The organism is Enterobacter sp. Crenshaw, assembly GCF_024734705.1.
Classification (GTDB): domain Bacteria; phylum Pseudomonadota; class Gammaproteobacteria; order Enterobacterales; family Enterobacteriaceae; genus Enterobacter; species Enterobacter asburiae_B.
The window spans coordinates 3,739,804-3,766,295 of sequence record NZ_CP102932.1; the positions used below are offsets into that span (position 1 = coordinate 3,739,804).

Below are 26,492 nucleotides of genomic sequence, written 5' to 3' on the forward strand. Positions count from 1 at the left end.
GACTACTGGCTAACCGGGCAATGCAGGCGCGTTATCTCACCGCGCCGCCCCAGAGGAGAAATAAGTGTGACCGTGATGCTGACACATCCTGCGTGCGTTGTCTGCCCCCGACTGGCCTGCCAGCCAGCCGGGAGAACATTTGTTGAGAGCTGAGACTGATTCCAGGCATGATGCCAGAGCTGTCGATACTGGTTAAACAGGGTAAACCGAGCCGCCAACGCCCGATGATAACCGGACAAAGCCGTCACGACGATCACCAGCAGCATCATCGCCAGCAGTACCTCAACCATGCTAAACCCTTTTTCTCTGTTCACGGCAGCTGGCATAACGCGCTCTCCTTAAGGGGACAAAAATCACTCCAGCCGTGAGGCGAAAAGCGAACGTTCCCGTCGACAATCTCTCCTGAGCGCCAGAGCAGCAGGTCGCTGTCTCCGGCAATCAGCAGCACACGCGCCCCACTCAGCTGGCGCAAACACGCTCGCCACGCAGGAGTCTTCTTGCACTGAACCTGTGGCTCTGACGACCAGCTCTGAACTCGTCCCCACTCAAGCGCGGACTGCACCGTCGCCTGCTGCTGAAGCGAACGGCTCTCACCGCCGACGAGCGCGCTAAACGTTGTGAGCTGCTGATAGAGACCGGTGAGGATCAGGGTACCGAGCACCAGTAAAAGCAGAACCATCGCCAGCGAAGACATGCCGCGTTGACGATTCACAGGTTGTACCCCGTGACCGTATACAACGCCTGCCAGGGCTCCCCCTTCTCGCCTTTACGAATCGCCGCCAGTTCGATATTCACCTCTGGCGCAAAACCGGCATGTTCCACTGTCCTCACCACAAAATGCGCGATAGTAAGCCTGTCCGGGTCCGTGAGCTTTTCCCATCCTTTTCCTTCACATGAGGTCGCTCCACGCTGGGTTTCAAGCGCACCAGACTCCAGTCGAAAACCGGTGCTGTCATTTTCTGATGCGCTGTTATCCCAGCTGCCGTTACTGTTGGCATCCCACCGCACAATGACGCAACTTCCTTGCCTGGCTGTCACCAGCGCCTGTCCCTGACAGTTTCCCGCGCAGTACCCCGCACGCTGGAGCTGTTTGCCCAGGGCGAACAGGTGGTGCCAGACCTCTTCCTCCAGTTGTCTCTGGCCGGATTGCGCTAAGACCGCACGCTGCAAGCCGGGTAAAAAACGCGATGCGCTTATCAGCAGGAGGCTGCTAATCGCCGTGGCAATCAGAACTTCAGTCAGTGAGAAACCTCGCTGCTTCATCGACATGAACCTCCCGCAGAGACCTTACACATCCTGATGCGTCCTCCATTTGAGACAATAATCAGCCATTCTCCTGCACGACTTTGAACGCGTATCCGCCCTGCCCATGCCGTATCCTTTAATCCATAGAACGCGAGCGACGGCGTTACCTCGCCGATCGCGACCTCAGGCCAGAGTGGTATCAGCACAAAGGGATTGCCCTTCTCACAGCCTTGCGCGGCAGAGCTCAGCAGACAATCCATGCCTCCCATCCGCTGATGGGTAATTTGATGGTCGCGGTTGTAGCGGTTGGCATGATTGCGCAGAAACAGCAGGTAATCTCGTACCTGACTGGCGGTTTGCCACAGCCGCTGCTGCCGCTGCCAGCTGTCCCAGCCGTAAAGACCTGAGGCGCTGAGGATAACGACAAGCGAAATCGCGACCAGCGTTTCGATAAGCGTAAAACCGTTCTCTTTTTTCATATCGGGAGTGTGGCGAAGCGCGGTGAACATGACGAGCGACGGATCCTCGTTTTACGAGGCGTTATCCGGAGAATCAGGAGTGTTGCAGCGCGTTGCACGCTTTCTGGATAGCGCTTAGGGAAACGGGATAAAGCCGAAAAAAAACCGGCGCTAAAGAGCACCGGTTGTGTCACGATTTATCGCATCAGATAGCGACGGGCGCTTTGATGCCCGGATGCGGGTCATAACCCTCAATCTCGAAATCATCAAAGCGGTAATCGAAGATTGATGCCGGTTTTCGCTTGATAATCAGCTTCGGCAGCGCACGCGGTTCGCGGGTCAGCTGGAGATGCGTCTGTTCCATATGGTTGCTGTAAAGATGGGTATCACCACCGGTCCAGACAAAATCGCCCACTTCCAGATCGCACTGCTGCGCCATCATGTGGACCAACAGCGCATAGCTGGCAATGTTAAACGGCAGGCCGAGGAACACGTCACAGGAGCGCTGATAGAGCTGGCAGGAGAGCTTGCCGTCAGCGACATAGAACTGGAAGAACGCGTGGCAAGGTGCCAGCGCCATTTTATCCAGTTCGCCGACGTTCCAGGCGGAAACGATGATTCGGCGCGAGTCCGGATCGTTTTTCAGCTGGTTCATCACGGTGGTGATCTGGTCAATATGGCGGCCATCAGGCGTTGGCCAGGCGCGCCACTGCTTGCCGTAAACCGGGCCCAGGTTGCCATTTTCATCTGCCCATTCGTCCCAGATTGAGACGTTATTTTCGTGCAGATACGCAACGTTGGTATCGCCTTGCAGGAACCAGAGCAGTTCATGAATGATCGAGCGCAGATGGCAGCGCTTTGTCGTCACCAGTGGGAAGCCTTCTTGCAGGTTGAAGCGCATCTGGTGGCCAAAAATGGAGAGCGTACCGGTGCCGGTGCGGTCGTTTTTCGGCGTGCCCTCGTCGAGCACTTTCTTCATCAATTCAAGATACTGTTTCATGGTTCCTCAGGAAATTTGTTGCTGTGGACGACGACGATACGCCCAAATCATCATAATGGCACCCGCGACAATCATCGGAATGGAGAGGATCTGCCCCATGCTGATGTACTGTACCCATTCGCCGGTAAACTGTGCGTCTGGCTGACGGAAGAACTCGACGATAATACGGAATGCGCCGTAGCCAATCAGGAACAGGCCGGAGACAGCACCCATCGGACGCGGTTTGCGGATAAACAGGTTGAGGATGATAAACAGCACAACGCCTTCCAGCGCCAGTTCGTACAGCTGAGACATATGGCGCGGCAGCACGCCGTAGGTATCGAAAATGGACTGCCACTCCGGGTGTGATGGCAGCAGCGCGATATCTTCTGCGCGGGAGCCCGGGAAGAGCATCGTGTACGGCACGCTCGGGTCGACGCGGCCCCACAGCTCACCGTTGATAAAGTTACCCAGACGGCCAGCGCCCAGCCCAAACGGGATCAGCGGTGCGATAAAATCTGCAACCTGGAAGAAGTTGCGTTTGGTGCGTTTGGCAAAAATCACCATCACCAGGATCACCCCAATCAGGCCGCCGTGGAAGGACATGCCGCCGTCCCACACGCGGAACAGATAGAGCGGATCGTTCAGGAATACCGGGAAGTTATAGAACAGCACATACCCAATACGGCCACCGAGGAACACGCCGAGGAAGCCCGCATAGAGCAGGTTTTCAACTTCGTTTTTCGTCCAGCCGCTGCCCGGACGACTGGCGCGACGGCCAGCGAGCCACATGGCAAAAATGAAGCCCACCAGGTACATCAGACCGTACCAGTGAAGCGAAACAGGTCCTACTGAGAAAATGACCGGATCAAATTCCGGAAAATGCAGATAACCACTGTTCATCTGTCACCACAAGATGTTGTTATTCCGCTGAAAGTGGACAGCGGTAGAAATGCGATTCTGCCGTAAGCAGAGGCTCCAAAGTTGCGAATCATAGCACAAGGCTGGCGCGGAGGATGCGCCAGAGATGTAAAAGATGTGTATAGGGTTTTATGCGCGCTGGAGTCCTCTCCCAAAGGGAGAGGCAGAAAGATGATTAGCGGCCGCCGCGGATCAGGCCGCCCATACCGCGCCGTTCCATAAACGCTGCGACCTGATGACGAACCTCAGCGGCCAGCTGCGCGTCAAGGCTGCGTTCAGCCAGCTCGCGGGCATCGTTGATATCGATATGCCGCAGCAGGTACTTCACGCGAGCAACAGCGCGACCGTTCATCGACAGATGGCGGTATCCCAGACCAATCAGGATCGCAACGCACATTGAATCCCCGGCCATTTCACCGCACAGGCGTAAATCAATGCCGTACTGTTCCGCTTCACGGGCAATCATCGCTAACGCGCGAATGATCGCCGGATGCAGGCTGTCGTAGATACTGGCGACACGCGTATTGTTACGGTCGACGGCCAGAATATATTGCGTCAGGTCGTTTGTGCCGACAGAGATAAAATCAACACGGTTTGCCAGCTGCGGCAGCATAAAGACCATAGACGGCACTTCAAGCATCACCCCGATCCGCGGTTTCGGGATCGCATAGCCGATCATCTCTTCCACTTCACGGCCTGCACGTTCGATCAGTCGCCGGGACTCGTCGATCTCATCGATGCTGGTGACCATCGGGAGTAAGATGCTGAGGTTGCCCGTCGCCGCGTTGGCGCGCAGCATTGCACGAACCTGGATCAGGAAGATCTCCGGCTGATCGAGCGTAATGCGGATCCCACGCCAGCCCAGGCACGGGTTTTCTTCGCTGATCGGCATATAGGGCAGCTGTTTATCCGCACCGACATCCAGGGTTCGCAGGGTGACAGGTTTGTCGTTAAACATCTGCAGCATCCCCTGATACTGCGCCACCTGCTCCTCTTCGGAGGGGAAACCGCTCTGCAGCATGAACGGGATTTCAGTGCGGTACAGGCCAATACCGTCGATGCGGCTGCCAAGCTTTTCTTCATGCTCAGGGCTTAAACCGGCGTTGAGCATGACTTTGATCCGCTCTCCGCTCTTAAGCTGTGCGGGCAGGTTAACGTCATCCTCCGCCAGCTTGCTTAATTCATTCTCTTCGCTGATAAGACGCTGGTATTCCTGGAGCAGAACTGGCTCAGGATCGACCAGCAGCTCACCGCGATAGCCGTCCACTACCAGCGTACGGCGGTGCAGTACCGACGGCTGGATATCCGCCCCCATAACGGTTGGGATACCCAGCGCGCGCACCATTATGGCGGCATGCGAGTTGGCGGCGCCATCGCGCACCACCACACCGGCCAGCCTGTCCTGAGGCAGTTCAGCCAGTGTCGTTGCCGAGAGCTCATCGGCGACCAGAACAAACCGTTTTGGCCATGCATTCGGCCCCTGAATGGTGTCATCGAGATGGAACAGCAGACGCTGTCCCAGGGCGCGGAGATCGCCAGCCCGTTCTTTCAGGTAACCGTCGGTCAGTGCCGCAAATTGGTCGGCAAATTTTTCGATGACCTTCTTAACCGCCCACTCTGCGACCGAGCCTTTATCCACTTCCGCAAACAGCTCACGACGCAGACGCGCGTCGGAGAGCAGGTGCGAATAGAGGTCGAAGATGGCCGCCGTCTCTTTCTGTGCGCCTGCGGCAAAGCGCTTGCTGTAACGACGAAATTCATTCGCCGCCTCTTCCAGCGCGGAGGTAAGACGCTCGCGCTCAAGCGCTTCATCAAGCGTTGAGGCTTCGTAAACCTGCTCCATCAGCGGCAGCGTGGCGTCCATCCAGCCTTCCGCAATCGCTACGCCTGGCGATGCCGGAAGGGCACGAATGCGCGTATGGCGATATTGACCAAAGAGCGCGGCAAGCTGGGACTGGGAGAGGATCGCCGCCATCTGCGTGGCCAGCGTGACGAGGAAAGACTCTTCGCTTTCATCGTACTGACGTAGCTCGCGCTGCTGGACAACCAGCACGCCGAGCAGCTGGCGACGCTGGATAATCGGCACGCCAAGGAAAGCGCGGAAGCGCTCTTCTTTTACGGAAGGGATGTATTTAAAGCTGGGGTGTTTTTGCGCGTCAGCAAGGTTGATGGGTTCAGCCAGCCGCCCAACCAGGCCCACGATACCTTCATCAAATGCGAGCGTGACGGTGCGTCCACGTGGTTTTTTTAAACCACGGGTCGCCATCAGGTAATAGCAACGCCGATCGTGGTCGGCCAGATACACCGAACAGACCTCGGTCTCCATCGCAAGACAGATGTCAGTGACCAGAATATTCAGCGCCTCGTTCAGACGCGGAGCACTGGCCACCTTCTCGACTATTTCTCGCAAGCGGGTGAGCATGATTTGCGTAGCTTAACCTCTTTTACGTCGCCATGCAGGTGCGCTCTGCGGCTTAGGCGGGATCTCCTGAAGCTGCATTACCACACTTGCAAACTCTTTCATCACCCTACGGTAAACATCGCGTTTAAATGACACGACCTGACGAACAGGATACCAATAGCTCACCCAGCGCCAGCCATCGAACTCCGGCGTACTGCTGGTTTGCATATTGATGTCTGAATCGTTGCCCACCAACTGCAACAGAAACCACTTCTGTTTCTGGCCGATACAAACCGGCTTTGTGTCCCAACGCACCAAACGTTTCGGTAACTTGTAACGCAACCAGTTGCGGGTCGAAGCCAGGATGCGAACATCTTTTCGGCTTAAACCGACCTCTTCAAAAAGCTCCCGGTACATCGCTTGTTCTGGGGACTCTCCCGGATTGATCCCGCCTTGCGGGAACTGCCAGGAGTGCTGACCATATCGCCGGGCCCACATTACCTGGCCCTGACGATTACAAATTACTATTCCTACGTTCGGGCGGTAGCCATCGTCATCAATCACCGGACTACCCCAAACTAAACCTTATATATGAATGATTGTTTCACACTACAGGGAGGCGGTAAACCACTCTCTTACAGGGCTGCAACCTAATAACATTTGAATAACTCACAAATAAGTGCTGAGTTATAAACAGATGAGAGGCATTGAAGGGAATTTTATTCACCTTTTCTGTGGATATAGTTGTGAAGAAGTGTCTGATTACCGATGAACAACCTCAAACGATGCAGTTTCCCCCTTTTCACCCGAATTAAATAATGCATTTTTTTTCATAGAGTTAAATGTATTTTCATGAGCATAAAACAGAATATCGTGACGATCATCACATCAGGGATCGTCGTGCTGATGAAAGATCGAACAGCGTCGGTTTTATCCACAGATTGTGCCAATAAGTTAGTCACAATTTGTTTGAAAATTCGATTTTCATCGCACGTCAAGGCTGTAAATTGAAACAGTAGTCAGGGTTATGCCCAGTTATCCCATTTTTCTGTGGATAACATGGTGTAAGATCCTGTTCATTGTCAGTGACCAGATTTGAACAACCGGTTTTCTGAGTCTGGTGAAACGATTTCAAACCAACAAAAAAACCTATAAATCATACACATGGAATATTGGTACAGAAATAGTTAAACTCTATCCACAGGGGACAATTTCTTCGTTTATTTTTTAATCAAAAGGTTACCTTCATGCATCCGCTTACACCCTTGCTCTCACCGCCGTCCAGCGAAGGTCAGTTGCTACAGCAGGCACAGCGTCTTGCAGGCTTTTCGCTTGGCGAGCTGGCGGCAATGGCAGGACTTCAGATCCCGAAGGATCTGAAACGGGATAAAGGCTGGATCGGCATGCTGCTTGAGTTGTGGCTGGGTGCCAGCGCAGGAAGCAAACCCGAGCAGGATTTTGCAGCGCTTGGCGTGGAGTTAAAAACCATCCCCATAGACAGCCAGGGCAAGCCTCTTGAGACCACCTTCGTCTGCGTTGCGCCACTAACCGGCAACACCGGCGTGACGTGGGAAACCAGCCACGTTCGCCACAAGCTGAAGCGCGTGTTGTGGGTGCCGGTTGAAGGTGAACGTCAGATCCCCCTGGCTGACCGTCGCGTTGGCGCGCCGCTGCTCTGGAGTCCTAACGACGATGAGGAGCAACAGCTGCGGCTGGACTGGGAGGAGCTGATGGACATGATTGTGCTTGGGCAGGTAGAGCGCATCACCGCCCGACACGGAGAAGTATTACAGCTGCGCCCGAAAGCGGCCAACAGTAAAGCGCTTACCGAGGCAATCGGCGCGAAGGGTGAGCCGATACTGACGTTACCGCGCGGTTTTTATCTCAAAAAGAATTTCACCGGCGCACTCCTTGCCCGTCATTTCCTGTTAAAAACATAGTTTTTTACTTATTTTGCGAGCTCTCAAACATAATCGACTGCTTTTTAAGATTTTACCGCTTCCTCAAGTCGCCATATCGGGTTAATACTAGATTATGATTTGATACGCGCCAGATGAGGACGATAACGATGAAAAAATGGGCAGTGTTAGTTTCAGCAGTCGGTTTAGCGTTTGCCGTATCGGGCTGTAGCAGCGATTACGTCATGGCGACAAAAGATGGTCGAATGATCCTGACCGACGGCAAACCCGAAGTCGACGATGATACCGGTCTGGTCAGCTACCGCGACCAGGAAGGCAATAAAATGCAGATCAATCGCGACGAAGTATCGCAAATTATCGAGCGATAAACAGATAAAGGTCAGTAGCTTGCTGGCCTTTTTGATTTTTTTCTTCCCCTTTTGCTTCCCCTCTGCCATGTTTATATTCCTTTGTCGGGCACGCCCTGACGCGGTCTATAAGTCTACTGAGGAAGCCGGCTATGCATTATCACCGTATCCCCCACAGCGCTCTGGAAATAAGCCAACTGGGGTTGGGCACGATGACATTTGGTGAACAAAACAGCGAAGCCGATGCCCATGCACAACTCGATTACGCCGTCAGCCAGGGGATTAACCTGATTGATGTCGCAGAGATGTACCCTGTTCCGCCACGTCCGGAAACGCAGGGACTTACCGAAACCTACGTCGGTAACTGGCTGGCAAAACGCGGCAACCGTGAAAAGCTGGTGATTGCCTCAAAAGTCAGTGGCCCCGCGCGCAACAACGATACCGGGATCCGCCCGAATCAGATCCTCGATCGCAAAAATATCCGCGCCGCACTGGACGCCAGCCTGAAGCGCCTGCAAACCGACTATCTCGACCTGTATCAGGTGCACTGGCCGCAGCGTCCAACCAACTGCTTTGGTAAGCTCGGCTACAGCTGGAATGAGAGCGCCCCCGCCGTAACGCTGCTGGAAACGCTTGAAGCGCTGACCGAGTGCCAGCGCGCGGGAAAAATCCGCTACATTGGCGTCTCTAACGAAACGGCCTTTGGCGTAATGCGCTATCTGCATCTGGCGGATAAACACGATCTGCCGCGTATCGTCACCATCCAGAACCCGTACAGCCTGCTTAACCGTAGCTATGAAGTGGGTCTGGCCGAAGTGACGCAATATGAAGAAGTGGAACTGCTCGCCTATTCCTGTCTCGGCTTTGGCACGCTGACGGGGAAATACCTGAACGGCGCGAAACCGGCCGGGGCGAGAAATACCCTCTTTAGCCGCTTTACCCGCTACAGCGGCGAGCAGACGCAGAAAGCCGTTGCAGCCTATGTGGATATCGCAAAGCGTCACGGTCTTGACCCTGCACAGATGGCGCTGGCCTTCGTGCGTCGTCAACCGTTTGTTGCCAGCACCCTGCTGGGCGCGACCACGATGGAACAGTTGAAAACCAATATTGAGAGTTTCCACCTGAACCTGAGTGAAGAGGTGTTAGCGGAGATTGAAGCGGTGCATCAGGTTTATACGTATCCTGCGCCGTAATAAAAGCAAAACGGCAACGCAGGTTGCCGTTTTTAGGGTTTGCTCCCTCTCCCTGTGGGAGAGGGCCGGGGTGAGGGCATCAGGCCGCACTTATCAACGCCGACGCTGCCAGATCCACAAACCCGCAATCGCCAGCGCAAACAGCCCGCCAAACCCGACGCCAATCCCCACCACCGGCACACCCACTTTTACCGCCAGCGAGTAGAGCCCCAGCATTAATAACATTGCCAGGTTTTCACCCAGGTTTTGTACCGCAATGGCGTTCCCCGCCCCGACGGTCTGCTTGCCACGTTCCTGCAGTAACGCGTTCAGCGGCACCACGAAGAAACCGCCCAGAATACCAATCAGGATGAGGAGGACATACGCAGGCAATAATGCATGCTGCAGCGAGAAAATAAGCACCACGACGCCAATCAGGATCCCTGCAGGCATGCAGCGCGCTACCGTCTCGAGCGTCACCAGCTTCGCCGCCACGCCTGCCCCCACCACAATGCCGATGGCCACCATCGCGTTAAGATAGGTCGGCGTCGCGTTGTCAGTAATCCCAAGCGCTACCGGCACCCACAGCACCAGCAGGAAGCGCAGCGTGACGCCCGCGCCCCAGAACATGCTGGTCCCCATCAGTGAGAAACGCGTTTCACCGCTACGCCACAGCACGCGACAGGCGGTAAAGAAACTGCCGGTCATTGGTTTAAAGCGCCAGGATTGCCCCGGGCGAGCCACCGGCAGTTTGGGAATAAACAGGTTCGCCACAACTGCCCCGCCATACACCACCGCGCAGATGCCCAGTGCCGCCAGGATATGCCAGTCGGCCAGTACGCCGCCCGCGACGGATCCGAGCAGGATTGCGGCGATGGTTGACGACTCCATCAGGCCGTTGGCTTTCACCAGCTTATCGCCCGTGGTCAGCTCTCCGAGAATGCCATACTTCGCCGGAGAGTAGGCGGCAGCGCCAATGCCCACCAGCGTGTAGCCAATAAACGGGTTGAAGCCAAAGCAAATGCTGGCGGCACCCAGCAGCTTGAGGCCGTTGGCAAACATCATCACCCGGCCTTTCGGGAAACTGTCCGCCACCTGCCCGACGAACGGAGCAAAGATAATGTAAGCGCCCACAAACACCATCTGCAGGATCGGCTGGCTCCAGTCGGGGTAAAACTCGGCCTTCAGCAGCGCCAGCGTGGCAAACAGCAGCGCGTTATCACCGAACGCAGAGAGAAACTGCGCGGCGATGACGGCCATCATGCCTTTCGACCTGAGTGATGTGTTAGTGTGTACTGACTCACGCATTTTGCTGTTCCGCCTCTTCAACCATGCCTTTCAGGGTCACGAAATCGGGCTTCCCGCTACCCAGCACCGGGAGCTGCTTCAGGTAGCGAATATCGCGCGGCACTGCCAGTTCAGGAATACCGTGTTCACGCGCATAGCTCAGTAACCTGTCGCGCTTAAGCTCAGCGTCGGTCGTAAACAGCACCAGCGCCTCGCCTTTGCTGGCATCGCTCTTCACCACCGTCGCATGCATCTTATCCGCGGACACGGCCGTCGCCAGTTGCTCAACCATTTCCAGCGAGACCATTTCACCGGCGATTTTGGCGAAGCGCTTCGCACGTCCCTGAATCTGTACAAAGCCTTGTTCATCAAAACGGACAATATCACCGGTGTCGTACCAGCCGGTTTCAACCTCGCCGTTGACGTTTTCAGCCGTCGGCACCTCAAGCACGCCTGGGTTTTCCACGCGCAGATAACCGTTCATCACGTTTGGCCCTTTCAGCTGCAGACGGCCACCGTCTTCAATGCCCGGCACGGCCAGCAGACGCGCGTCCATCCCCGGCAGAATTCGGCCCACCGTACCCGGCTTCGCCGCCATCGGAACGTTAATCGAGACCACGGGAGCACACTCGGTAACGCCATAGCCTTCGAGAATGCGCAGGCCAAACTTGTCCTGCCAGATCTGACGCGTGCTCTCCTGCAGTTTTTCCGCACCGGCCACCACATACCGCACGCGATAGAAGTCATACGGATTGGCGAAGCGCGCGTAGTTGCCGAGGAACGTTGAAGTGCCGAACAGGACGGTGCAGTTACGGTCATACACCAGCTCCGGCACAATGCGATAATGCAGCGGACTTGGGTAGAGGAACACTTCTGCGCCGGTCAGCAGCGGCGTAAACAGCCCCACCGTCAGGCCAAAGGAGTGGAACAGCGGCAGCGCCGACATAAAACGGTCATTCGCGGTAAAGTCGGCAATGCTTTTGATCTGCTCAACGTTCGCCAGAATGCTCTTGTGGCTGTGGACGACGCCTTTCGGGTTGCCCTCCGAACCCGACGTGAAGAGGATAATCGCGTCATCTTCCGGCTGCTGTTTGACCTGCGCCAGACGCGGCATCATCAGGTGAGCAAAAATCCACAGCTTGTCGCCGGTGGTGACGTCCGCTTTCAGATCCTCCAGGAAGACCCAGCGCACCTGGGTGAGCTGCTCGGGAAGATGCCAGAGCTTGCCTTTGTCCAGGAACTGACGAGAGGTAAAGACGGTATTAATCTGGGCAGCGGTGATGGCGCTGGTCAGTCCTTTCACCCCCGCCGTGTAGTTCATCATTGCCGGGATGCGCCCCCGGGAAACCGCACCAAAAATCACCGCCGCGCTGATGCCCGCGTTAGGCAGCATCAGGCCAATCTTTTCGCCCTTTTTGCTGTACTTCTCCAGAATGCGGCCCACAAACAGGGTCTTGGTCAGCAGCTTGCGATAGGTATCCGGGGTAAAGTTGATGTCTTCGATGCAGTTTTTCTTCGCGCCATAGCGGTGCTGCGCGGAAAGCAGGGACTCGTACAGCGTTTCGCGCGGGCGCACGGCCATGCGCGCTTCCATCATAATCTGGTGCAGCATTTCCCCGGCGATTTTACGGCGATCGCGGGCACGCGGCGCGTCCGGCATTGGTAACGACGTGGGCGGCAGAATATGCAGCGTGATTTTTGGGAACAGACGCTGCTTCACCAGCCCCTTCAGGCGGCTGAAATGGGTCAGTTCTGCGCCTTCAATGCGCAGCGGCACCACGGTCGCTTTTGATTTCGCGGCAACAAACCCCGCGCCGTCGTAAATTTTCATCAGCGAACCGGTCACTGAAATACGCCCTTCCGGGAAAATAACCACCGGACGCCCCTGCTCAACCAGACGCACCAGATGCTTAATCATCATCGGCTTTGTCGGGTCGAGCGGCACAAAATCAATCAGCGGCGTGAGCCAGCGCATGTACCACTGCTGGCTGATAGAGGTATAGACCGCAAACACCGGGCGCACGGGTAAAAATAGCGCCAGCAGAATGCCGTCTATAAAGGAAACATGATTTGGTGTGATAAGAACGCGTTCACCGCGAAGCGCCTGGGCATCGCCAGTGACGCGGATGCGAAAAAGAATACGGAACAGTGTACGGAAGAACCCAAATAGCATCTCAACTCCCTTTGCCAGCCAGTGTGGAGGGTTGATAGTAAATGGTGGCAGATTACACGAGAAGTGATACGGGAGCGACAGCAAAAGTGGAGGCGAAAAAAAACCTGCGCATCCGCGCAGGTTGGTGCAAGAGATGAGTACGAAACCGTACTAAGAATTCTCACCAATCAATACCTCTGGGATCTTGATTGTGGCCGTTCGTCCTGCGCTTCGCCAGCAGGAAAACGCAAGGGAATGAGCCTAAGTGCAACCAGGTGTGAATATTCTCTGTTGCTGTTACAGATTGAACTATCAGGCAAAAAAAACCTGCGTAAAAACGCAGGTTGGTGTAAAGCGTGTTAATCAACCGGAGTTGATTCCACCTATCAATACCTCTGGGACTTTGACTGTATCAACCTCTTTGACCACCTCGCCATTGGCCAATCGCAACAGCCTGACGCAAAGTGTAACCAAAGGTTCAGATTGACATTCTTCAGACACGACTGCGCGTGTAACGATTACACTACCAGGGTTGTCCTGCGTCACGTTTGTGGAGCGCGGAAATCCGCTCCCCTTGAATGCGCGCCGCTTTTCCGCAACACTATTTGGTGTGTAAACGCTTACCCCCAATAAGAAGGTAATGAATGGCGACAATAAAGGATGTGGCCCGTCTGGCAGGTGTGTCTGTGGCAACCGTCTCTCGCGTGATTAACGACTCCCCAAAAGCCAGTGACGCATCGCGCCAGGCGGTTCAAACCGCCATGGAATCCCTGAATTATCATCCAAATGCTAATGCCCGCGCGCTCGCCCAGCAGTCCACCGAAACCATTGGGCTGGTAGTGGGTGATGTTTCCGACCCCTTTTTCGGCGCCATGGTGAAAGCGGTTGAACAGGTCTCTTATCAGACAGGCAATTTTTTGCTGATCGGCAACGGCTATCATAATGAGCAAAAAGAACGCCAGGCCATCGAGCAGCTGATCCGCCACCGCTGCGCGGCGCTGGTGGTTCACGCCAAAATGATCCCGGATGCCGAACTGATTCACCTGATGAAGCAGATGCCTGGAATGGTGATCATCAACCGCATTATTCCCGGGTTTGAAAAACGCTGTGTGGCCCTCGACGACCGCTACGGTGCCTGGCTTGCGACCCGCCATCTGATTCAACAGGGCCATACCCGGATTGGCTATCTCTGTTCCAATCACCCGATTTCTGATGCGGAAGACCGTCTGCAGGGCTACTACGACGCCCTGCGCGAAAACGGCCTGCCGTGTAATGACCGTCTGGTGGCCTACGGTGAACCGGATGAGAGCGGCGGTGAACAGGCCATGACCGAGCTGCTGGGTCGCGGACGAAATTTCACGGCGGTTGCCAGCTATAACGACTCGATGGCCGCAGGGGCAATGGGGGTGCTGAATGACAACGGGATTGAGGTACCGGCAGAAATTTCGCTGATTGGCTTCGATGACGTGCTGGTCTCTCGCTACGTGCGCCCGCGTCTGACCACCGTACGCTACCCGATTATCACCATGGCAACGCAGGCCGCCGAGCTCGCGCTAGCTCTGGCTGAACAGCGCCAGCCGCCGGATATTACGCATCTGTTTAGCCCGACGCTGGTTCGCCGTCACTCCGTTGCGTCACCTGCGGAAGCGCAGAGCGAATAGCGATAGAGGTGAACCCGCGTGTTGGGGTATTCCAGCCCATCACCGATATACTGCCAGCCGTAACGTTCGTAGAAGTCGCGGCAGGCAGACCAGAGGTGCAGTTCTTCATATCCCGCGTGCGCGGCCCAGGTAATAACGTGCTGCTGTAGCTTTCCTGCCAGCCCCTTGCCTCGCGCCGCGTCGTCAACGTAGAGCGCCGCCAGCCACGGAAAGAGATCCTGACGGGTGATCAAATCGCAGCGCCAGAGCCCTACCGTACCAACAAGCTGTTCGTCTTCTACGGCGATAAAGGTCAGCGGTAATGCTCCCGGCGTCTGGCTGTGCTCAATGATGCTGTGGAAAAATTCCCGAGAAAGCCCTTCGCCAAAGGCCTGCCAGAGCCAGTCGGTGACCTGCTCCGCATAGTGCGGTGCCTGGTAAAGCGGGAGGATGGCTATGTTTTTCACGTTTCACCTGCGTTTTCTCATGTATTTGCTGGCCTGTCGCCCCAGCTCGGTTCGGCGATTATTTTACCAGAGTCAGACTATTTAGTTTTACTTCACGCAGGCCAGACGAATCGTGACCAAAAAGCGTGATCGTGGCAGAAGTTTTGCGCTTCCCGCATCGCTTATACGCCGTGAGGTCTGTGTTAAACTGCAAATCATTACGTGGAAGCAGGAATGTAGAATGGCAACAATGCTGGATGTCTCACTGCGTGCGGGCGTGTCGAAGGCTACCGTCTCGCGCGTGCTGAACGGCACAGGTCAGGTTAAAGAGAGTACGCGTCAGCAGGTCTTTGCTGCGATGGAAGAGCTGGGCTATCGCCCGAACTTTCTCGCGCGTTCGCTGGCTAACCAGACCAGCAACAGCATTGGCCTGGTCGTCTCGACCTTCGACGGCTTTTACTTTGGTCGTCTTCTCCAGCAGGCGTCGCGGCAGACGGAAACTCACGGGAAACAGCTGATCGTCACCGACGGTCACGACGCGCCGGAACAGGAAGAACAGGCGGTGCAGATGCTGGCCGATCGCCAGTGCGATGCCATCGTGCTTTACACGCGCTATATGAGCGAAAAAGCGATCGTCAAACTGATGAACACCGTGAAAACGCCGCTGGTGGTCATTAACCGCGAAGTGAGCCAGGCGCCGGATCGCTGCGTGTTTTTCGAACAGCAGGATGCCGCATTTAAGGCCGTGGATTACCTGATCGCCCAGGGCCATCGGGAGATCGCCTGTATCACCGTTCCGATCCATACCCCAACCGGGAAAGCGCGGCTGATGGGCTACCGTAAAGCGCTGGAAAAGCACGGCATTCGCCTGGACGAACGTCGGATAAAGTACGGCGATGCGGGAATGACGCGGGGATACGAGCTGTGCAAGGAGTTGATTGCCGACGGAGTGCCGTTTAGCGCCCTGTTTGCCTGTAACGACGATATGGCCCTGGGTGCATCCAAAGCGTTACACCAGGCGGGGCTTAAAATTCCGCATGATATTTCACTGTTCGGCTTTGACGATGCCCCAAGCGCGAAATGGCTGGAGCCTGCGCTCTCATCGGTTTATCTGCCCATCGACAATATGATTGTCACGGCCATCGATCAGGCGATCCGGCTGGCAAAAAACCAGCCGGTCGATGCTATCCCGCCGTTTACCGGCACGCTGGTGTTACGCGATTCGGTCACAACGGGGCCGTACTTTCATCAGATGAGTTCTAAAGCCAGCAGTTCCTGAATGGTCTGGCGACGACGGATCAGCCGTGCCTTGCCGTTATCAAACAGCACTTCCGGCAGCAGCGGGCGGCTGTTGTAGTTAGATGACATCGACGCCCCGTAGGCACCGGTATCATGCAGCACAAGATAATCACCCGGTTTGACCTCTGGCAGCGCGCGGGTCTCCACTTTGCCGCCTTCCTGCTGGGTAAACACGTCACCCGACTCGCACAGCGGTCCCGCAACGACTGTCTCAACGCGCGGCGCCTGCGTTAAATCACGGCCGTCGGCGGCCAGGGCGGTAATGTGGTGATAGCTGCCGTACATGGACGGACGCATCAGATCGTTAAAGCCTGCATCAATCAAGACGAAGTGGCGAGACCCCATATCTTTGACGCTGCGCACCTGCGAAACCAGCACGCCGGCCTCCGCCACCAGGAAACGACCCGGCTCAATTTCCAGCTTCACCGCGTGACCAAGATGCGCGGCAATTTGGTCACGCGCGGCGCTCCACAGACCGTAATAGTGATCGGTATCGATCGCCTCTTCGCCTTCGCGATATGGAATAGAGAGGCCGCCACCGGCTGAGATTGCCTCCAGATCCTGACCGAAGTCGATAACCTGGCGCACCATCGCGCCGCACACCTGCTCCAGGTGGACGTAATCGACGCCAGAGCCAATGTGCATATGAATCCCCACCAGCTTCAGGCCATAGCGCTGTAATACCTCCAGCGCGGCAGGCATATCGGCATACCAGATCCCGTGCTTGCTGTTTTCACCGCCGGTATTGGTTTTTTGGCTGTGACCATGACCAAAGCCCGGATTCACGCGCAGCCAGACGCGATGGCCGGGAGAAACCTGACCCAGCTGCTCCAGCATATCTACAGAACCGGCATTCACCGGGATCTGCAGTTCGTGGACGCGCGCAAGCGTCGCATCGTCGATCACATCGGCGGTGAAGACGATCGCGTCGCCGTCGGCTTTCGGATCGAATCCGGCCACCAGCGCGCGCTCGATTTCGCCAAGCGAGACGGAGTCGACCTTCACGCCCTGCTCACGCATCAGGCGCAGAATATGAATATTGGAGCACGCCTTCTGGGCAAAACGCACCACGTCAAACTGATGCAGGGCGGCGATCTTCTCGCGAACGATCTGCGCGTCGTAGACCCACACCGGGCAGCCAAACTCGGCAGGCAGGCGCAGCAGGTTGTCGGCGTTCAAATCGGTCTCAGTCTGGTTCAGCGGGCGTGGCATGGTCTTCTCCGGGTAAATGCGTTTTGAAGATTACGCCACAGCGCGAAGAGAATAAAAAATATCGTTTTATCGCGAGTCTATGCAAAAATGATATGGACAGTTATCTGCTTTCAGGTGCCCTATGCCCGCCGTCAATTTACGCCACATCGAGATTTTTCACGCCGTGATGACCACCGGCAATCTCACCGAAGCCGCACAGATGCTGCATACCTCACAGCCGACGGTGAGCCGCGAGCTGGCGCGCTTCGAGAAAGTGCTGGGGCTGAAGCTGTTCGAGCGTACCCGGGGCAGGCTTCACCCGACGGTGCAGGGGTTGCGCCTGTTCGAGGAAGTCCAGCGCTCCTGGTACGGACTGGACAGAATAGTGAGTGCAGCGGAAAGCCTGCGCGAGTTTCGCCAGGGCGAGCTGTCGATCGTCTGTCTGCCCGTCTTTTCGCAATCCTTTTTGCCGATGCTGCTGCAGCCCTTTCTGGCCCGATACCCGGAGGTCAGCCTCACTATCGTTCCTCAGGAATCCCCCCTGCTTGAAGAGTGGCTTTCGGCCCAGCGCCATGATTTAGGGCTAACCGAAACCCTTTCCACGCCAGCGGGAACGGCACGCACGGAGCTGATCTCGTTAGATGAAGTGTGCGTTCTGCCCGCAGGACATCGGCTTGCCGGTAAGGCAGTGCTCACGCCGGAGGATTTCCACGGGGAAAACTACATTAGCCTTTCGCAGACAGACAGTTACAGACAGCTGCTGGATACGCTGTTTGCCGAGCATCAGATCAAACGGCGAATGGTGGTGGAAACGCACAGTGCGGCTTCGATTTGCGCGATGGTGCGTGCAGGCGTCGGCGTCGCGGTGGTGAATCCGCTCACGGCGCTGGACTATGCCGGAAGCGGGATCGTCATCCGCCGCTTTAGCGTCTCCGTCCCGTTCACCGTGAGTCTGATCCGCCCGCTGCACCGTCCGGCTTCCGCGCTGGTGGACGCTTTCACCGAACACTTAATGGAGCACGCGCGTCAGGTGGCGCTTCGCTTACCTGACCTGCAAAACCCGTTATGACAGCATAAACGCCACGGCATCTGCCGCGTGAATGGCGGTGGTATCAAATACCGGGACGAGGCTTCGATCGGCCGGCACCAGCAGGCCAATCTCGGTGCAGCCGAAGATCACCCCTTCTGCCCCCTGCTGCGCCAGCTTTTCAATCACGCTGACGTAATACGCCCGAGAAGATTCGCTGAAGGTGCCGAGGCAGAGCTCGTCAAAGATAATCTGATTGATGCGCGCCCGATCGTCTTCATCCGGGATCAGGCTCTCGATCCCAAATTCACTGTGCAAACGCCCGCGATAAAAATCCTGTTCCATGGTGTAGCGTGTGCCCAAAAGCGCTACGCGGCGCATACCGGATGCGGCAATCGCACGACCGGTCGCGTCCGCGATATGCAGAAACGGCAGCGAGCAGCGGTCCTCAATATGCGACGCCACTTTGTGCATGGTATTGGTACAAAGCACGATACCCTCGGCGCCGGCACGCTCCAGTCCCAGCGCCGCCTGGGCCAGGATCTCTCCGGCTTTACCCCACTCCCCGCTCGACTGGCAGGCTTCGATTTCATGGAAATCAACGCTGTGCAGCAGCAGGCTTGCGGAGTGCAGACCACCCAGACGCTGCTTTACCCCTTCATTAATCAGGCGGTAATAAGGGATTGTCGATTCCCAGCTCATTCCACCTAACAGGCCGATCGTTTTCATCATCCCTCCTTTTCTTTGTTTCTTTTTTAACACAACCGAAGTACATAAAAAAAGGCGCTGTATTCAGCGCCTTTTTAAACTGCAGAGCTTATTTCGCTACCGGCTCTGGCGGCGAAGTACGGGTGAGCATCGCCTCGCGAAGTAAAACGCTACCGCAGGCAAACATCCCCCCCAGAAGCGCCGCCAGAACAACAATCAGAGCCTTGCCCGGGCCATCCTTTTTCACCGGCATGGAGGGAGAAAGCTGGTACCTGAATGGCTCAAGTTTAACATCGGCGAAGGAGAGCTTTTTCAGCTGTGCGAGGTAGTATTCCCTGTTCTGGAAATCCGCATTCAGCTCGGTCACGTCCTTCAAATTTTTTTCAATCTGCAGCTTTTGCGCGATACCGTCAGCACCGAGCGCAACGGAGTAATCCGGGTCATCTTTTACGGCCTGCCCGTTGCTGTAAACCGGCCTCTTGATGCCTGCGGCATTTGCCACTTCCAGCGAATAATTCAGTCGCTGCAGGTTGGTATTGTGAATATTGGTCAGACGAACTCGATCCAGTTCCAGCTGCTGCTCAACGACGTTCGTTTTTAGGGCGATCAGGTTGCGGATATTCTGCACCGTCTCTTTTTCTACAATAGCCGCGATATAATCAATGTACCCCGCCAGGACGGCTTGCGCATCGTCAGCTGTCGGTGCAGTGAAGCTCAATGTCCAGGAAACATAAGGCGTTTTATCCGCCTCTTTTCCCTGAGCGTTATTCACCGCTTTCATTCGATCTGAAATGTTGACTATCGCGCGATGCAGCTCAAGCGGATCCACCGTGGTGCCTTGCAGCTTCGATGTTACGTAAGGAGAGGTTGTCATATACTCTTCGAGCAATGACTGTGACTGGAACTTTTTAATAAACAGGTCAAAAGTTTGCGGACGGGTGATCTTCACGTCCACATCAAGCACCTGTAACGCCACCATCATCTGGCGCAGTGGGTTCCACTGCAGCTGTTCTGCCGGGGTGATCACCGCTTTACTGGTCCATTTCTGCGGCAGTAAAAATGAAACGGCCAGCCCCACCAGCGCGAAAGTAAAGATAATGGCGGCGATACGTTTTTTCGCCGCCAGAAGGACCTCAAACAATCCCAGAAGATCTATCTCTTTTGCGCTTACAGCCGGGGCGGCAAAACGGTGAAAGTCGAGGTCCGTGCTTTTTCTTAAATCCATTTCTGACATAGTGATTCTTCTTTTTCCGGATGCAACGCGTCTTTGCTCAATTGATAGCGGTGGCCCGACAATTCAACAATCTAAGAAAAATCCTAATGCCAGTTCCCTCTCTGTGTCTACTCCCTACCAGAGTTAGTAGTGATCTTAGTCACATTATTATTGTGGCTAAGCCACCTTTTTCTTTTCCAGTTACGGCATAGAGTGAAGCCTTCGAACAGGCAAAACAATCACACGCCGATGTTTCGCAGTTTCTCTCCTGCCATCAGCTTGCGCTCGATATGTTCCAGCGTCACGCCTTTGGTTTCCGGGATCAGCCAGAACGTAACGCCAATAAACGCTACGTTCAGCACCGTATAGAGCCAGAAGGTTCCGGCAGCGCCAATCGCGTCCAGCAGCGTCAGGAACGTCGCGCCGATGATCATGTTCGACACCCAGTTGGTGGTCGTGGAACAGGTGATTCCAAAGTCACGGCATTTGAGCGGCTGAATTTCGGAGCACAGGATCCACACCACCGGCGCGGCGCTCATCGCGTAACCTGCGATACACATCATGGTCATACCGACAGAAAGCCAGGAAAGCCCGCTTGAGGCCGTGCCGTTATCAAACTGCATCAGGCAGTAGCCCAGAATCAGCGTACCGAGCGCCATCACGCTGAAGCCAATTTTCAGCGCCGGTTTACGCCCGGCTTTGTCCACGGTGAATACCGCAATAAAGGTGGCGAACATGAAGGTCAGCCCGACCACCAGGGTTGCAATCATCTGCTGTTCCGTGGTGGTGAATCCGGCCATTTTGAAAATGCGCGGCGCGTAATACATGATGATGTTCATGCCGGTGAACTGCTGCATTGCCTGCAGCAACATGCCGAGGAAGACCGCGCGGCGCACGTTGCGGTTGATCTTAAACAGCGCCCAGCCGCCCTGCTTTAGCTTCAGGCTTTCGCGGATTTCATTCAGCTCTTCGCGCGCTTTTTCCGAGGTATCGCGCAGCATGCGCAGAACCTCTTCTGCCTCTACGTGACGCCCTTTTTGCGCCAGCCAGCGCGGGCTGTTTGGCAGGAAAATCACCAGGACGATCAGCACCAGCGCCGGTAAGGCCAGCACGCCCAGCATCGCGCGCCAGTTCCCGCTGTAGCTGAAGTAGGTGTCAGACAGGAACGCCAGCACAATACCCAGCGTGACCATCAGCTGATACATGCTGATCATCTTGCCGCGCACGTTTTCGCTCGCCATTTCGGAGAGATAAAGCGGCGCGGTGTAGGAGGCAATCCCCACCGCCACGCCCAGCAGCACGCGGGAGAGCAGGAGGATTTCAACATTAGCGGCAAACGCCGAGCCAATGGAGCCGGCAACGAACAGAATCGCCCCGACCATCAGGCTGTATTTGCGCCCCAGGCGGAACGACAGCCAGCCGTTGAACAGCGCGCCGATGGCCGCGCCGAGCATCATGCTGCTCACCACCCACTCCTGCAGGCGACTGCTGAGGGTAAAGTGATCGGTAATAAACGGTAGTGCGCCGGCAATGACGCCGATATCCAGTCCAAATAACAGGCCCGCCACGGCGGCGGCAATGGAGACAAACTGGTTCATGCGGCGAGTATCACGCAGCGCAGCGGGCATTAGGGTAGAGTCATTTATCGATGTCATATTTTTCCTGCCTCAACAGCAAAATTCGTTAACTGAAATTACGAGAAAGCGAGGAAAAGTGTCAGGCAGGAAATCGCGAAGTTATGGATTATTCCGCTACGGCATACGGTTCTGTGATGGACATTACAATTTCAACTCGTGGCGAATAATCACGTATTTTTACTAATCAGTTAATATTTAAGCAATAAAAGTGTGATTGCCGTCATTTGCGATTTTTTAGTATGGATTTTTCATCTTTATCGATATGGACTAAGCCAATTATTGCGCAAAAAAACCTCCGCCCACAGGCAGAGGTTCTTAATACAGGTGGAATTAACGCGCCAGCCAGCCGCCGTCTACAGCCACGGTGTAACCGTTGATGTAATCCGATGCGGAGGAGGCCAGGAAGACAATCGGCCCCATCAGATCGCTCGGCAGACCCCAGCGTCCCGCAGGGATACGCTCCAGGATCGCCGCGCTGCGCTCTTCGTCAGCACGCAGCTGCTGCGTGTTGTTGGTCGCCATGTAGCCCGGCGCAATCGCATTCACGTTGATGTTATGTTTCGCCCATTCGTTTGCCAGCAGGCGGGTCACGCCCATTACGGCGCTTTTGGACGCGGTGTAAGACGGCACGCGGATGCCGCCCTGGAACGAGAGCATAGAGGCAATGTTAATGATCTTGCCGCCTTTCCCCTGGGCAATAAAATGCTTCGCCGCCGCCTGGGACATGAAAAATACGCTCTTGATGTTCAAATCCATCACGTCATCCCAGTCGCGCTCGCTGAAGCTGATCGCGTCTTCGCGGCGGATCAGCCCGGCGTTGTTCACCAGAATGTCGATATGACCGAATTCAGCCACTGCGCGGTCCAGCAGTTCAGGAATGGCATCGATTTTACGCAGGTCAGCGGTCAGGCTCAGGAAACGGCGGCCCAGGGCCGTCACGCGTTCGATGGTTTCAGTCGGTTCAACGATATTAATTCCGACGATATCGCAGCCCGCTTCCGCCAGGCCTAACGCCATTCCCTGACCCAGCCCGGTGTCACACCCGGAAACCACAGCCACTTTCCCCTGCAGAGAGAATGCATCCAGAATCATGTTTATTCCTTACTCTTTCAGAGCCTGTCACTCACAGGCAGGTTTATGCTTCACCGCCCGCGACTAGCGCAGATCGCTGACCGCAACGTGGTCCATATCATCAAAGACCTGGTTTTCACCCACCATTCCCCAGATAAAGGTGTAGGCTTTCGTCCCTACGCCGGAGTGAATGGACCAGCTCGGTGAAATCACCGCCTGCTCGTTGTGCATCACGATATGGCGCGTTTCCTGCGGCTGTCCCATCATGTGGAACACGCAGGCGTCCTCATCCATGTTGAAGTAGAAGTAGACTTCCATGCGGCGCTCGTGGGTATGGCACGGCATGGTGTTCCACAGGTTGCCCGGTGCCAGCTCGGTCAATCCCATGCTGAGCTGGCAGGTCTCCAGCACGTCCGGCACGAAGTATTTATTGATGGTGCGGCGGTTGCTGGTGAGGTTATCGCCCAGCGTCACGGGTGCGACGTCTGCGGTGGTCACTTTTTTGGTTGGGTAGGTGGAGTGAGCCGGCGCGCAGTTGTAGTAAAACTTCGCGGGCCTGCTGCCGTCGATGCTGGCAAAGACCACGTCTTTCGCCCCTTTACCCACGTACAGCGCCTCGCGATGGCCAATCTCATAGCATTTTCCGTCTACGGTGATGGTGCCCGGCCCGCCGATGTTTATCACCCCCAGCTCGCGACGCTCGAGGAAGTAGCTCACGCCCAGCTGTTTACCGACCTCACCGCCCACGGAGACGCTTTTCGTGACCGGCAGAATCCCGCCCACAATGATGCGGTCGATATGGCTGTAAACCATGGTGTACCTGTCGGCCTCGAATACCTGCTCGACTAAAAATGCATTGCGCAGCCCCTGAGTATCCAGCGTTTTGGCGTGCGCACTGTGGATGCTTTCTCTGACGTCCACGGTAACCTCCAGATGTGGTCATGCCCGAAGGCGGAAATAAACGAAACAGCGTTCCGTTTTTCATAATGAGCACATACTATCGGCATAAAGCGGGCTTTTCAATTATATTTAAAACAACGTTTCATTTTTATTTTTGTTTATAGCGAAAATGATGTTCGGATCACAATTAAGCCGCCGGGAGAAAAAAAACGCGAAAAAAAACCTCCCGGAGGAGGTCATTTTTAATGAGAAGAGGTTAGCGTTCGATAGCCAGCGCCACCCCTTGCCCGCCGCCTATACAGAGTGTGGCAATCCCTTTGCGGGCATTGCGTTTTTTCATTTCGTGAACCAGCGAAACCAGGATTCGGCAGCCGGACGCACCGATAGGATGGCCCAGCGCGATCGCGCCGCCGTTAACGTTGACCCGCAGGGGATCCCACTCCAGCATTTTTCCGACGGAGATCGCCTGCGCGGCATAGGCTTCGTTCACTTCGATCAGATCCACATCCGAAAGCTGCCACCCCGCGCGCTCCAGGCAGCGGCGGGTCGCGTAGACCGGAGCGATCCCCATCAACGCAGGATCAACCCCTACGCTGGCGAACGCCTTGATGCGGGCCAGGACCGGAAGATCGAGTTCAAGGGCTTTGCTTTCGCTCATCATCATAACGGCGGCAGCGCCGTCGTTAATGGAAGAGGCATTTCCCGCCGTCACCGAGCCCTGCATTTCAAACGTGGGGTTCAGCCTCGCCAGGCCTTCAGCGCTGGCGTCGGTGCGCGGCTGTTCATCGGTATCCACGAGGATACGCTCGCCGCTCTGACGCTGCGTGCTGACCGGGACAATCTCGTCGCGAAAGCGACCGGAATCAATCGCCGCACGCGCTTTTTGCTGCGAGCTTAGCGCATAGGCATCCTGCACCTCACGGCTGATGCCGTACTCGCGCGCCAGGTTTTCCGCCGTCACGCCCATATGATAGTCATTGAACGCATCCCAAAGCCCGTCATGCACCAGGCTGTCGAGCAGCTGACTGTTGCCAAGCTGTGCGCCGGTCCGGCTGTCGGTCAACACGTGCGGCGCGCGGCTCATATTCTCCTGCCCGCCCGCGATGATCACGTCCGCTTCACCACACTGAATGGCTTGCGTCGCGAGATGCAGCGCTTTTAATCCTGAACCACAGACGTCGTTGATGGTGATGGCCGAAACGGTATTGGGCAGCCCGCCCTTCAGCGCCGCCTGACGCGCAGGGTTTTGCCCGGCACCGGCCGTGAGGACCTGTCCCAGGATCACCTCATCAACTTCATGTGCTGCGATCCCGCTGCGTTCCACCAGCGCTTTTACCACCACGCTGCCCAGGTCAACCGCCGAGTGACGCGCGAGCGCTCCCTGAAAACAGCCGATAGCTGTACGCAACGCACCCACTATTACGACATCTTTCATCACGACCTCTGTGTTAAATGACATGACGATAGTAGAGGATTGTTACTGGCAATTATCTTAATTGTTTAAAAATAGTGAGTTTAATCACAAGGATCAGCGCGCATCCTGCAGATACTGCCGCAGCCAGCTGCCGGCAACGCCGGGAGGGGATCGTTTATTCCACAGCAGATCGATGCCGATCGCCCGCGGCCAGCCGGGAACATTGAGCTGTACCAGGGATTTCGCGGCGGCAAATTCATCCACCAGCGCGCACGGCAGCACGCACCAGCCAAATCCCTGTACCGCCATACTCAAGAGTAACAGGTAATTCGGTGCTGACCAGACGGGCCCGCGCGCGATCTCAGCCTCGCGCTCAAGATAGGTGCTGAGCCGCAGCTCTCGCCAGCCGTGCAGCTCGTCATGCTGAACGTCATGTTGTCCGGCCAGCGGATGCGTGGTCGCGACATAGATCGCCATGCGGGTCTGCATCGGCAGGCGGGTGACGCCAATATCCGTAGGGTAACTGTCACGCGCTTCCGTCAGGCCAATCTGCGCTCGCTCCTTTTGCAGCAGATCGATCACGTCCTCTTCCTCGCCAATCAGACATTCGAATTCCGTATGGGGAAAACGCGCGTCAAACTGCTTCATCATCTCTTCCAGCACGTCCGGGTTGAGGGTATCGGAAAGGACAAACGTCAGACGCGCCTCCGTTTGCGCCGTTAGCGACACCGCCAGCTCATCCAGCCGCGTGCTGGCGGCCAGGATAGCCTGCACGTAGCCCAGCACCTGTTCTCCCTGGACCGTTAACACCGGCTGGCGCGCCGAGCGGTCAAACAGCTCGAAACCGAGATCGGCTTCAAGATTGGCAATCGACGTGCTGATCGTCGACTGGCTTTTACGCAGCCGGCGTGCGGCAGCGGAAAAAGAGCCCGCCGCAACGGTCTCGACAAACGCCTTAAGGGCTTCGGGTGAATAGCGCATAACCTATCTACTTTAGCGATGGATACTATCTTTAATATATCAGCTTTAGCGATGAAAATAGGTTGCATCAACGCCCATACCGGC

The 26,492-nt window shown here is 55.9% G+C and carries 25 protein-coding genes; 6 read left to right on the forward strand and 19 right to left on the reverse strand.

The window, feature by feature from the left end:
* Positions 1-2 precede the first annotated feature (2 nt).
* The 8 genes from NWV12_RS17745 to rppH all read right to left on the reverse strand — a co-directional run bounded on the left by NWV12_RS17745 (position 3) and on the right by rppH (position 6,568).
* Positions 3-326: a prepilin-type N-terminal cleavage/methylation domain-containing protein gene (locus tag NWV12_RS17745; RefSeq protein WP_023309042.1), complete on the reverse strand. Its 324-nt coding sequence runs from the start codon at positions 324-326 to the stop codon at positions 3-5.
* Positions 311-712 carry a DUF2509 family protein gene (locus NWV12_RS17750; protein ID WP_048979866.1) on the reverse strand — a complete coding sequence of 134 codons (402 nt, stop codon included), beginning with the start codon at positions 710-712 and terminating at the stop codon, positions 311-313. The genes NWV12_RS17745 and NWV12_RS17750 overlap by 16 nt, the downstream gene beginning before the upstream one ends.
* Positions 709-1,269, reverse strand: coding sequence for a prepilin peptidase-dependent protein (locus NWV12_RS17755; protein WP_048979865.1), 561 nt, complete (start codon positions 1,267-1,269; stop codon positions 709-711). The genes NWV12_RS17750 and NWV12_RS17755 overlap by 4 nt, the downstream gene beginning before the upstream one ends.
* Complete coding sequence (locus NWV12_RS17760; RefSeq protein WP_048979875.1) at positions 1,260-1,724, reverse strand: prepilin peptidase-dependent protein; 465 nt, start codon at positions 1,722-1,724, stop codon at positions 1,260-1,262. Before NWV12_RS17760 ends, NWV12_RS17755 begins: the two co-directional genes overlap by 10 nt.
* Before the next feature lie 184 nt (positions 1,725-1,908).
* Positions 1,909-2,703: a thymidylate synthase gene (gene thyA / locus NWV12_RS17765; RefSeq protein WP_014885081.1), complete on the reverse strand. Its 795-nt coding sequence runs from the start codon at positions 2,701-2,703 to the stop codon at positions 1,909-1,911.
* A 6-nt stretch (positions 2,704-2,709) separates the two neighbouring features.
* Positions 2,710-3,585 (reverse strand): prolipoprotein diacylglyceryl transferase, encoded by an 876-nt coding sequence (lgt, locus tag NWV12_RS17770; RefSeq protein WP_048979864.1) that lies wholly within the window; start codon positions 3,583-3,585, stop codon positions 2,710-2,712.
* Positions 3,586-3,778: 193 nt separating this feature from the next.
* Positions 3,779-6,025 (reverse strand): phosphoenolpyruvate--protein phosphotransferase, encoded by a 2,247-nt coding sequence (gene ptsP / locus NWV12_RS17775; protein WP_048979862.1) that lies wholly within the window; start codon positions 6,023-6,025, stop codon positions 3,779-3,781.
* Between the two features lie 12 nt (positions 6,026-6,037).
* The gene (rppH, locus tag NWV12_RS17780; protein WP_013098553.1) at positions 6,038-6,568 is read right to left on the reverse strand and encodes an RNA pyrophosphohydrolase; all 531 of its coding nucleotides are present in this window, start codon (positions 6,566-6,568) and stop codon (positions 6,038-6,040) included.
* A gap of 683 nt (positions 6,569-7,251) precedes the next feature.
* Between rppH and mutH the strand changes: the two genes are divergently transcribed.
* The 3 genes from mutH to NWV12_RS17795 all read left to right on the forward strand — a co-directional run bounded on the left by mutH (position 7,252) and on the right by NWV12_RS17795 (position 9,463).
* Positions 7,252-7,944, forward strand: a complete 693-nt coding sequence (gene mutH / locus NWV12_RS17785; RefSeq protein WP_047060026.1) for a DNA mismatch repair endonuclease MutH — start codon at positions 7,252-7,254, stop codon at positions 7,942-7,944.
* Between the two features lie 128 nt (positions 7,945-8,072).
* Entirely contained in the window at positions 8,073-8,291 is a 219-nt protein-coding gene (locus NWV12_RS17790) for a YgdI/YgdR family lipoprotein (RefSeq protein ID WP_008499668.1), read from the forward strand.
* A 131-nt stretch (positions 8,292-8,422) separates the two neighbouring features.
* The gene (locus NWV12_RS17795; protein ID WP_023309049.1) at positions 8,423-9,463 is read left to right on the forward strand and encodes an NADP(H)-dependent aldo-keto reductase; all 1,041 of its coding nucleotides are present in this window, start codon (positions 8,423-8,425) and stop codon (positions 9,461-9,463) included.
* 93 nt (positions 9,464-9,556) lie between these two features.
* Here NWV12_RS17795 and lplT read toward each other — a convergent pair whose 3' ends face one another.
* Both lplT and aas read right to left on the reverse strand, forming a co-directional pair.
* Positions 9,557-10,750, reverse strand: a complete 1,194-nt coding sequence (lplT, locus tag NWV12_RS17800; RefSeq protein ID WP_048979861.1) for a lysophospholipid transporter LplT — start codon at positions 10,748-10,750, stop codon at positions 9,557-9,559.
* The gene (gene aas, locus NWV12_RS17805) at positions 10,743-12,902 is read right to left on the reverse strand and encodes a bifunctional acyl-ACP--phospholipid O-acyltransferase/long-chain-fatty-acid--ACP ligase (RefSeq protein WP_048979860.1); all 2,160 of its coding nucleotides are present in this window, start codon (positions 12,900-12,902) and stop codon (positions 10,743-10,745) included. Before aas ends, lplT begins: the two co-directional genes overlap by 8 nt.
* A 623-nt stretch (positions 12,903-13,525) precedes the next feature.
* Here aas and galR point away from each other — a divergent pair.
* On the forward strand, positions 13,526-14,542 hold the full coding sequence (galR, locus tag NWV12_RS17810; RefSeq protein ID WP_023309052.1) for an HTH-type transcriptional regulator GalR: 1,017 nt from the start codon (positions 13,526-13,528) through the stop codon (positions 14,540-14,542).
* On the opposite strand, the gene NWV12_RS17815 is transcribed toward galR, so the two are convergent.
* A complete protein-coding gene (locus NWV12_RS17815; RefSeq protein WP_048979873.1) occupies positions 14,503-14,979 on the reverse strand; it encodes a GNAT family N-acetyltransferase in 477 nt (158 codons plus the stop codon). The genes galR and NWV12_RS17815 overlap by 40 nt on opposite strands.
* A gap of 229 nt (positions 14,980-15,208) precedes the next feature.
* On the opposite strand from NWV12_RS17815, the gene NWV12_RS17820 reads away from it, so the two are divergent.
* The gene (locus NWV12_RS17820) at positions 15,209-16,246 is read left to right on the forward strand and encodes a LacI family DNA-binding transcriptional regulator (RefSeq protein WP_045888659.1); all 1,038 of its coding nucleotides are present in this window, start codon (positions 15,209-15,211) and stop codon (positions 16,244-16,246) included.
* Here the strand turns inward: NWV12_RS17820 and lysA are convergent.
* On the reverse strand, positions 16,216-17,478 hold the full coding sequence (gene lysA / locus NWV12_RS17825; protein ID WP_048979859.1) for a diaminopimelate decarboxylase: 1,263 nt from the start codon (positions 17,476-17,478) through the stop codon (positions 16,216-16,218). The genes NWV12_RS17820 and lysA overlap by 31 nt on opposite strands.
* Before the next feature lie 121 nt (positions 17,479-17,599).
* Here lysA and NWV12_RS17830 point away from each other — a divergent pair, with 121 nt between their 5' ends.
* The gene (locus tag NWV12_RS17830; protein WP_048979858.1) at positions 17,600-18,526 is read left to right on the forward strand and encodes a LysR family transcriptional regulator; all 927 of its coding nucleotides are present in this window, start codon (positions 17,600-17,602) and stop codon (positions 18,524-18,526) included.
* Here the strand turns inward: NWV12_RS17830 and NWV12_RS17835 are convergent.
* The 7 genes from NWV12_RS17835 to NWV12_RS17865 all read right to left on the reverse strand — a co-directional run bounded on the left by NWV12_RS17835 (position 18,521) and on the right by NWV12_RS17865 (position 26,408).
* A complete protein-coding gene (locus NWV12_RS17835) occupies positions 18,521-19,213 on the reverse strand; it encodes an aspartate/glutamate racemase (RefSeq protein WP_048979857.1) in 693 nt (230 codons plus the stop codon). The two genes, NWV12_RS17830 and NWV12_RS17835, sit on opposite strands and share 6 nt — an antisense overlap.
* 88 nt (positions 19,214-19,301) lie before the next feature.
* Positions 19,302-20,426, reverse strand: coding sequence for an LPS O-antigen length regulator Wzz(fepE) (gene wzz(fepE) / locus NWV12_RS17840; RefSeq protein ID WP_048979856.1), 1,125 nt, complete (start codon positions 20,424-20,426; stop codon positions 19,302-19,304).
* Positions 20,427-20,644: 218 nt separating this feature from the next.
* The gene (locus NWV12_RS17845) at positions 20,645-22,060 is read right to left on the reverse strand and encodes a sugar porter family MFS transporter (RefSeq protein WP_032660200.1); all 1,416 of its coding nucleotides are present in this window, start codon (positions 22,058-22,060) and stop codon (positions 20,645-20,647) included.
* 312 nt (positions 22,061-22,372) lie between these two features.
* Positions 22,373-23,134, reverse strand: a complete 762-nt coding sequence (gene kduD / locus NWV12_RS17850; protein ID WP_033146454.1) for a 2-dehydro-3-deoxy-D-gluconate 5-dehydrogenase KduD — start codon at positions 23,132-23,134, stop codon at positions 22,373-22,375.
* Between the two features lie 63 nt (positions 23,135-23,197).
* Positions 23,198-24,034 (reverse strand): 5-dehydro-4-deoxy-D-glucuronate isomerase, encoded by an 837-nt coding sequence (kduI, locus tag NWV12_RS17855; RefSeq protein WP_039263316.1) that lies wholly within the window; start codon positions 24,032-24,034, stop codon positions 23,198-23,200.
* Between the two features lie 235 nt (positions 24,035-24,269).
* Positions 24,270-25,448, reverse strand: coding sequence for an acetyl-CoA C-acetyltransferase (locus tag NWV12_RS17860; RefSeq protein ID WP_048979855.1), 1,179 nt, complete (start codon positions 25,446-25,448; stop codon positions 24,270-24,272).
* Positions 25,449-25,541: 93 nt separating this feature from the next.
* Positions 25,542-26,408, reverse strand: a complete 867-nt coding sequence (locus NWV12_RS17865) for a LysR family transcriptional regulator (protein WP_047650217.1) — start codon at positions 26,406-26,408, stop codon at positions 25,542-25,544.
* Between the last annotated feature and the right edge of the window lie 84 nt (positions 26,409-26,492).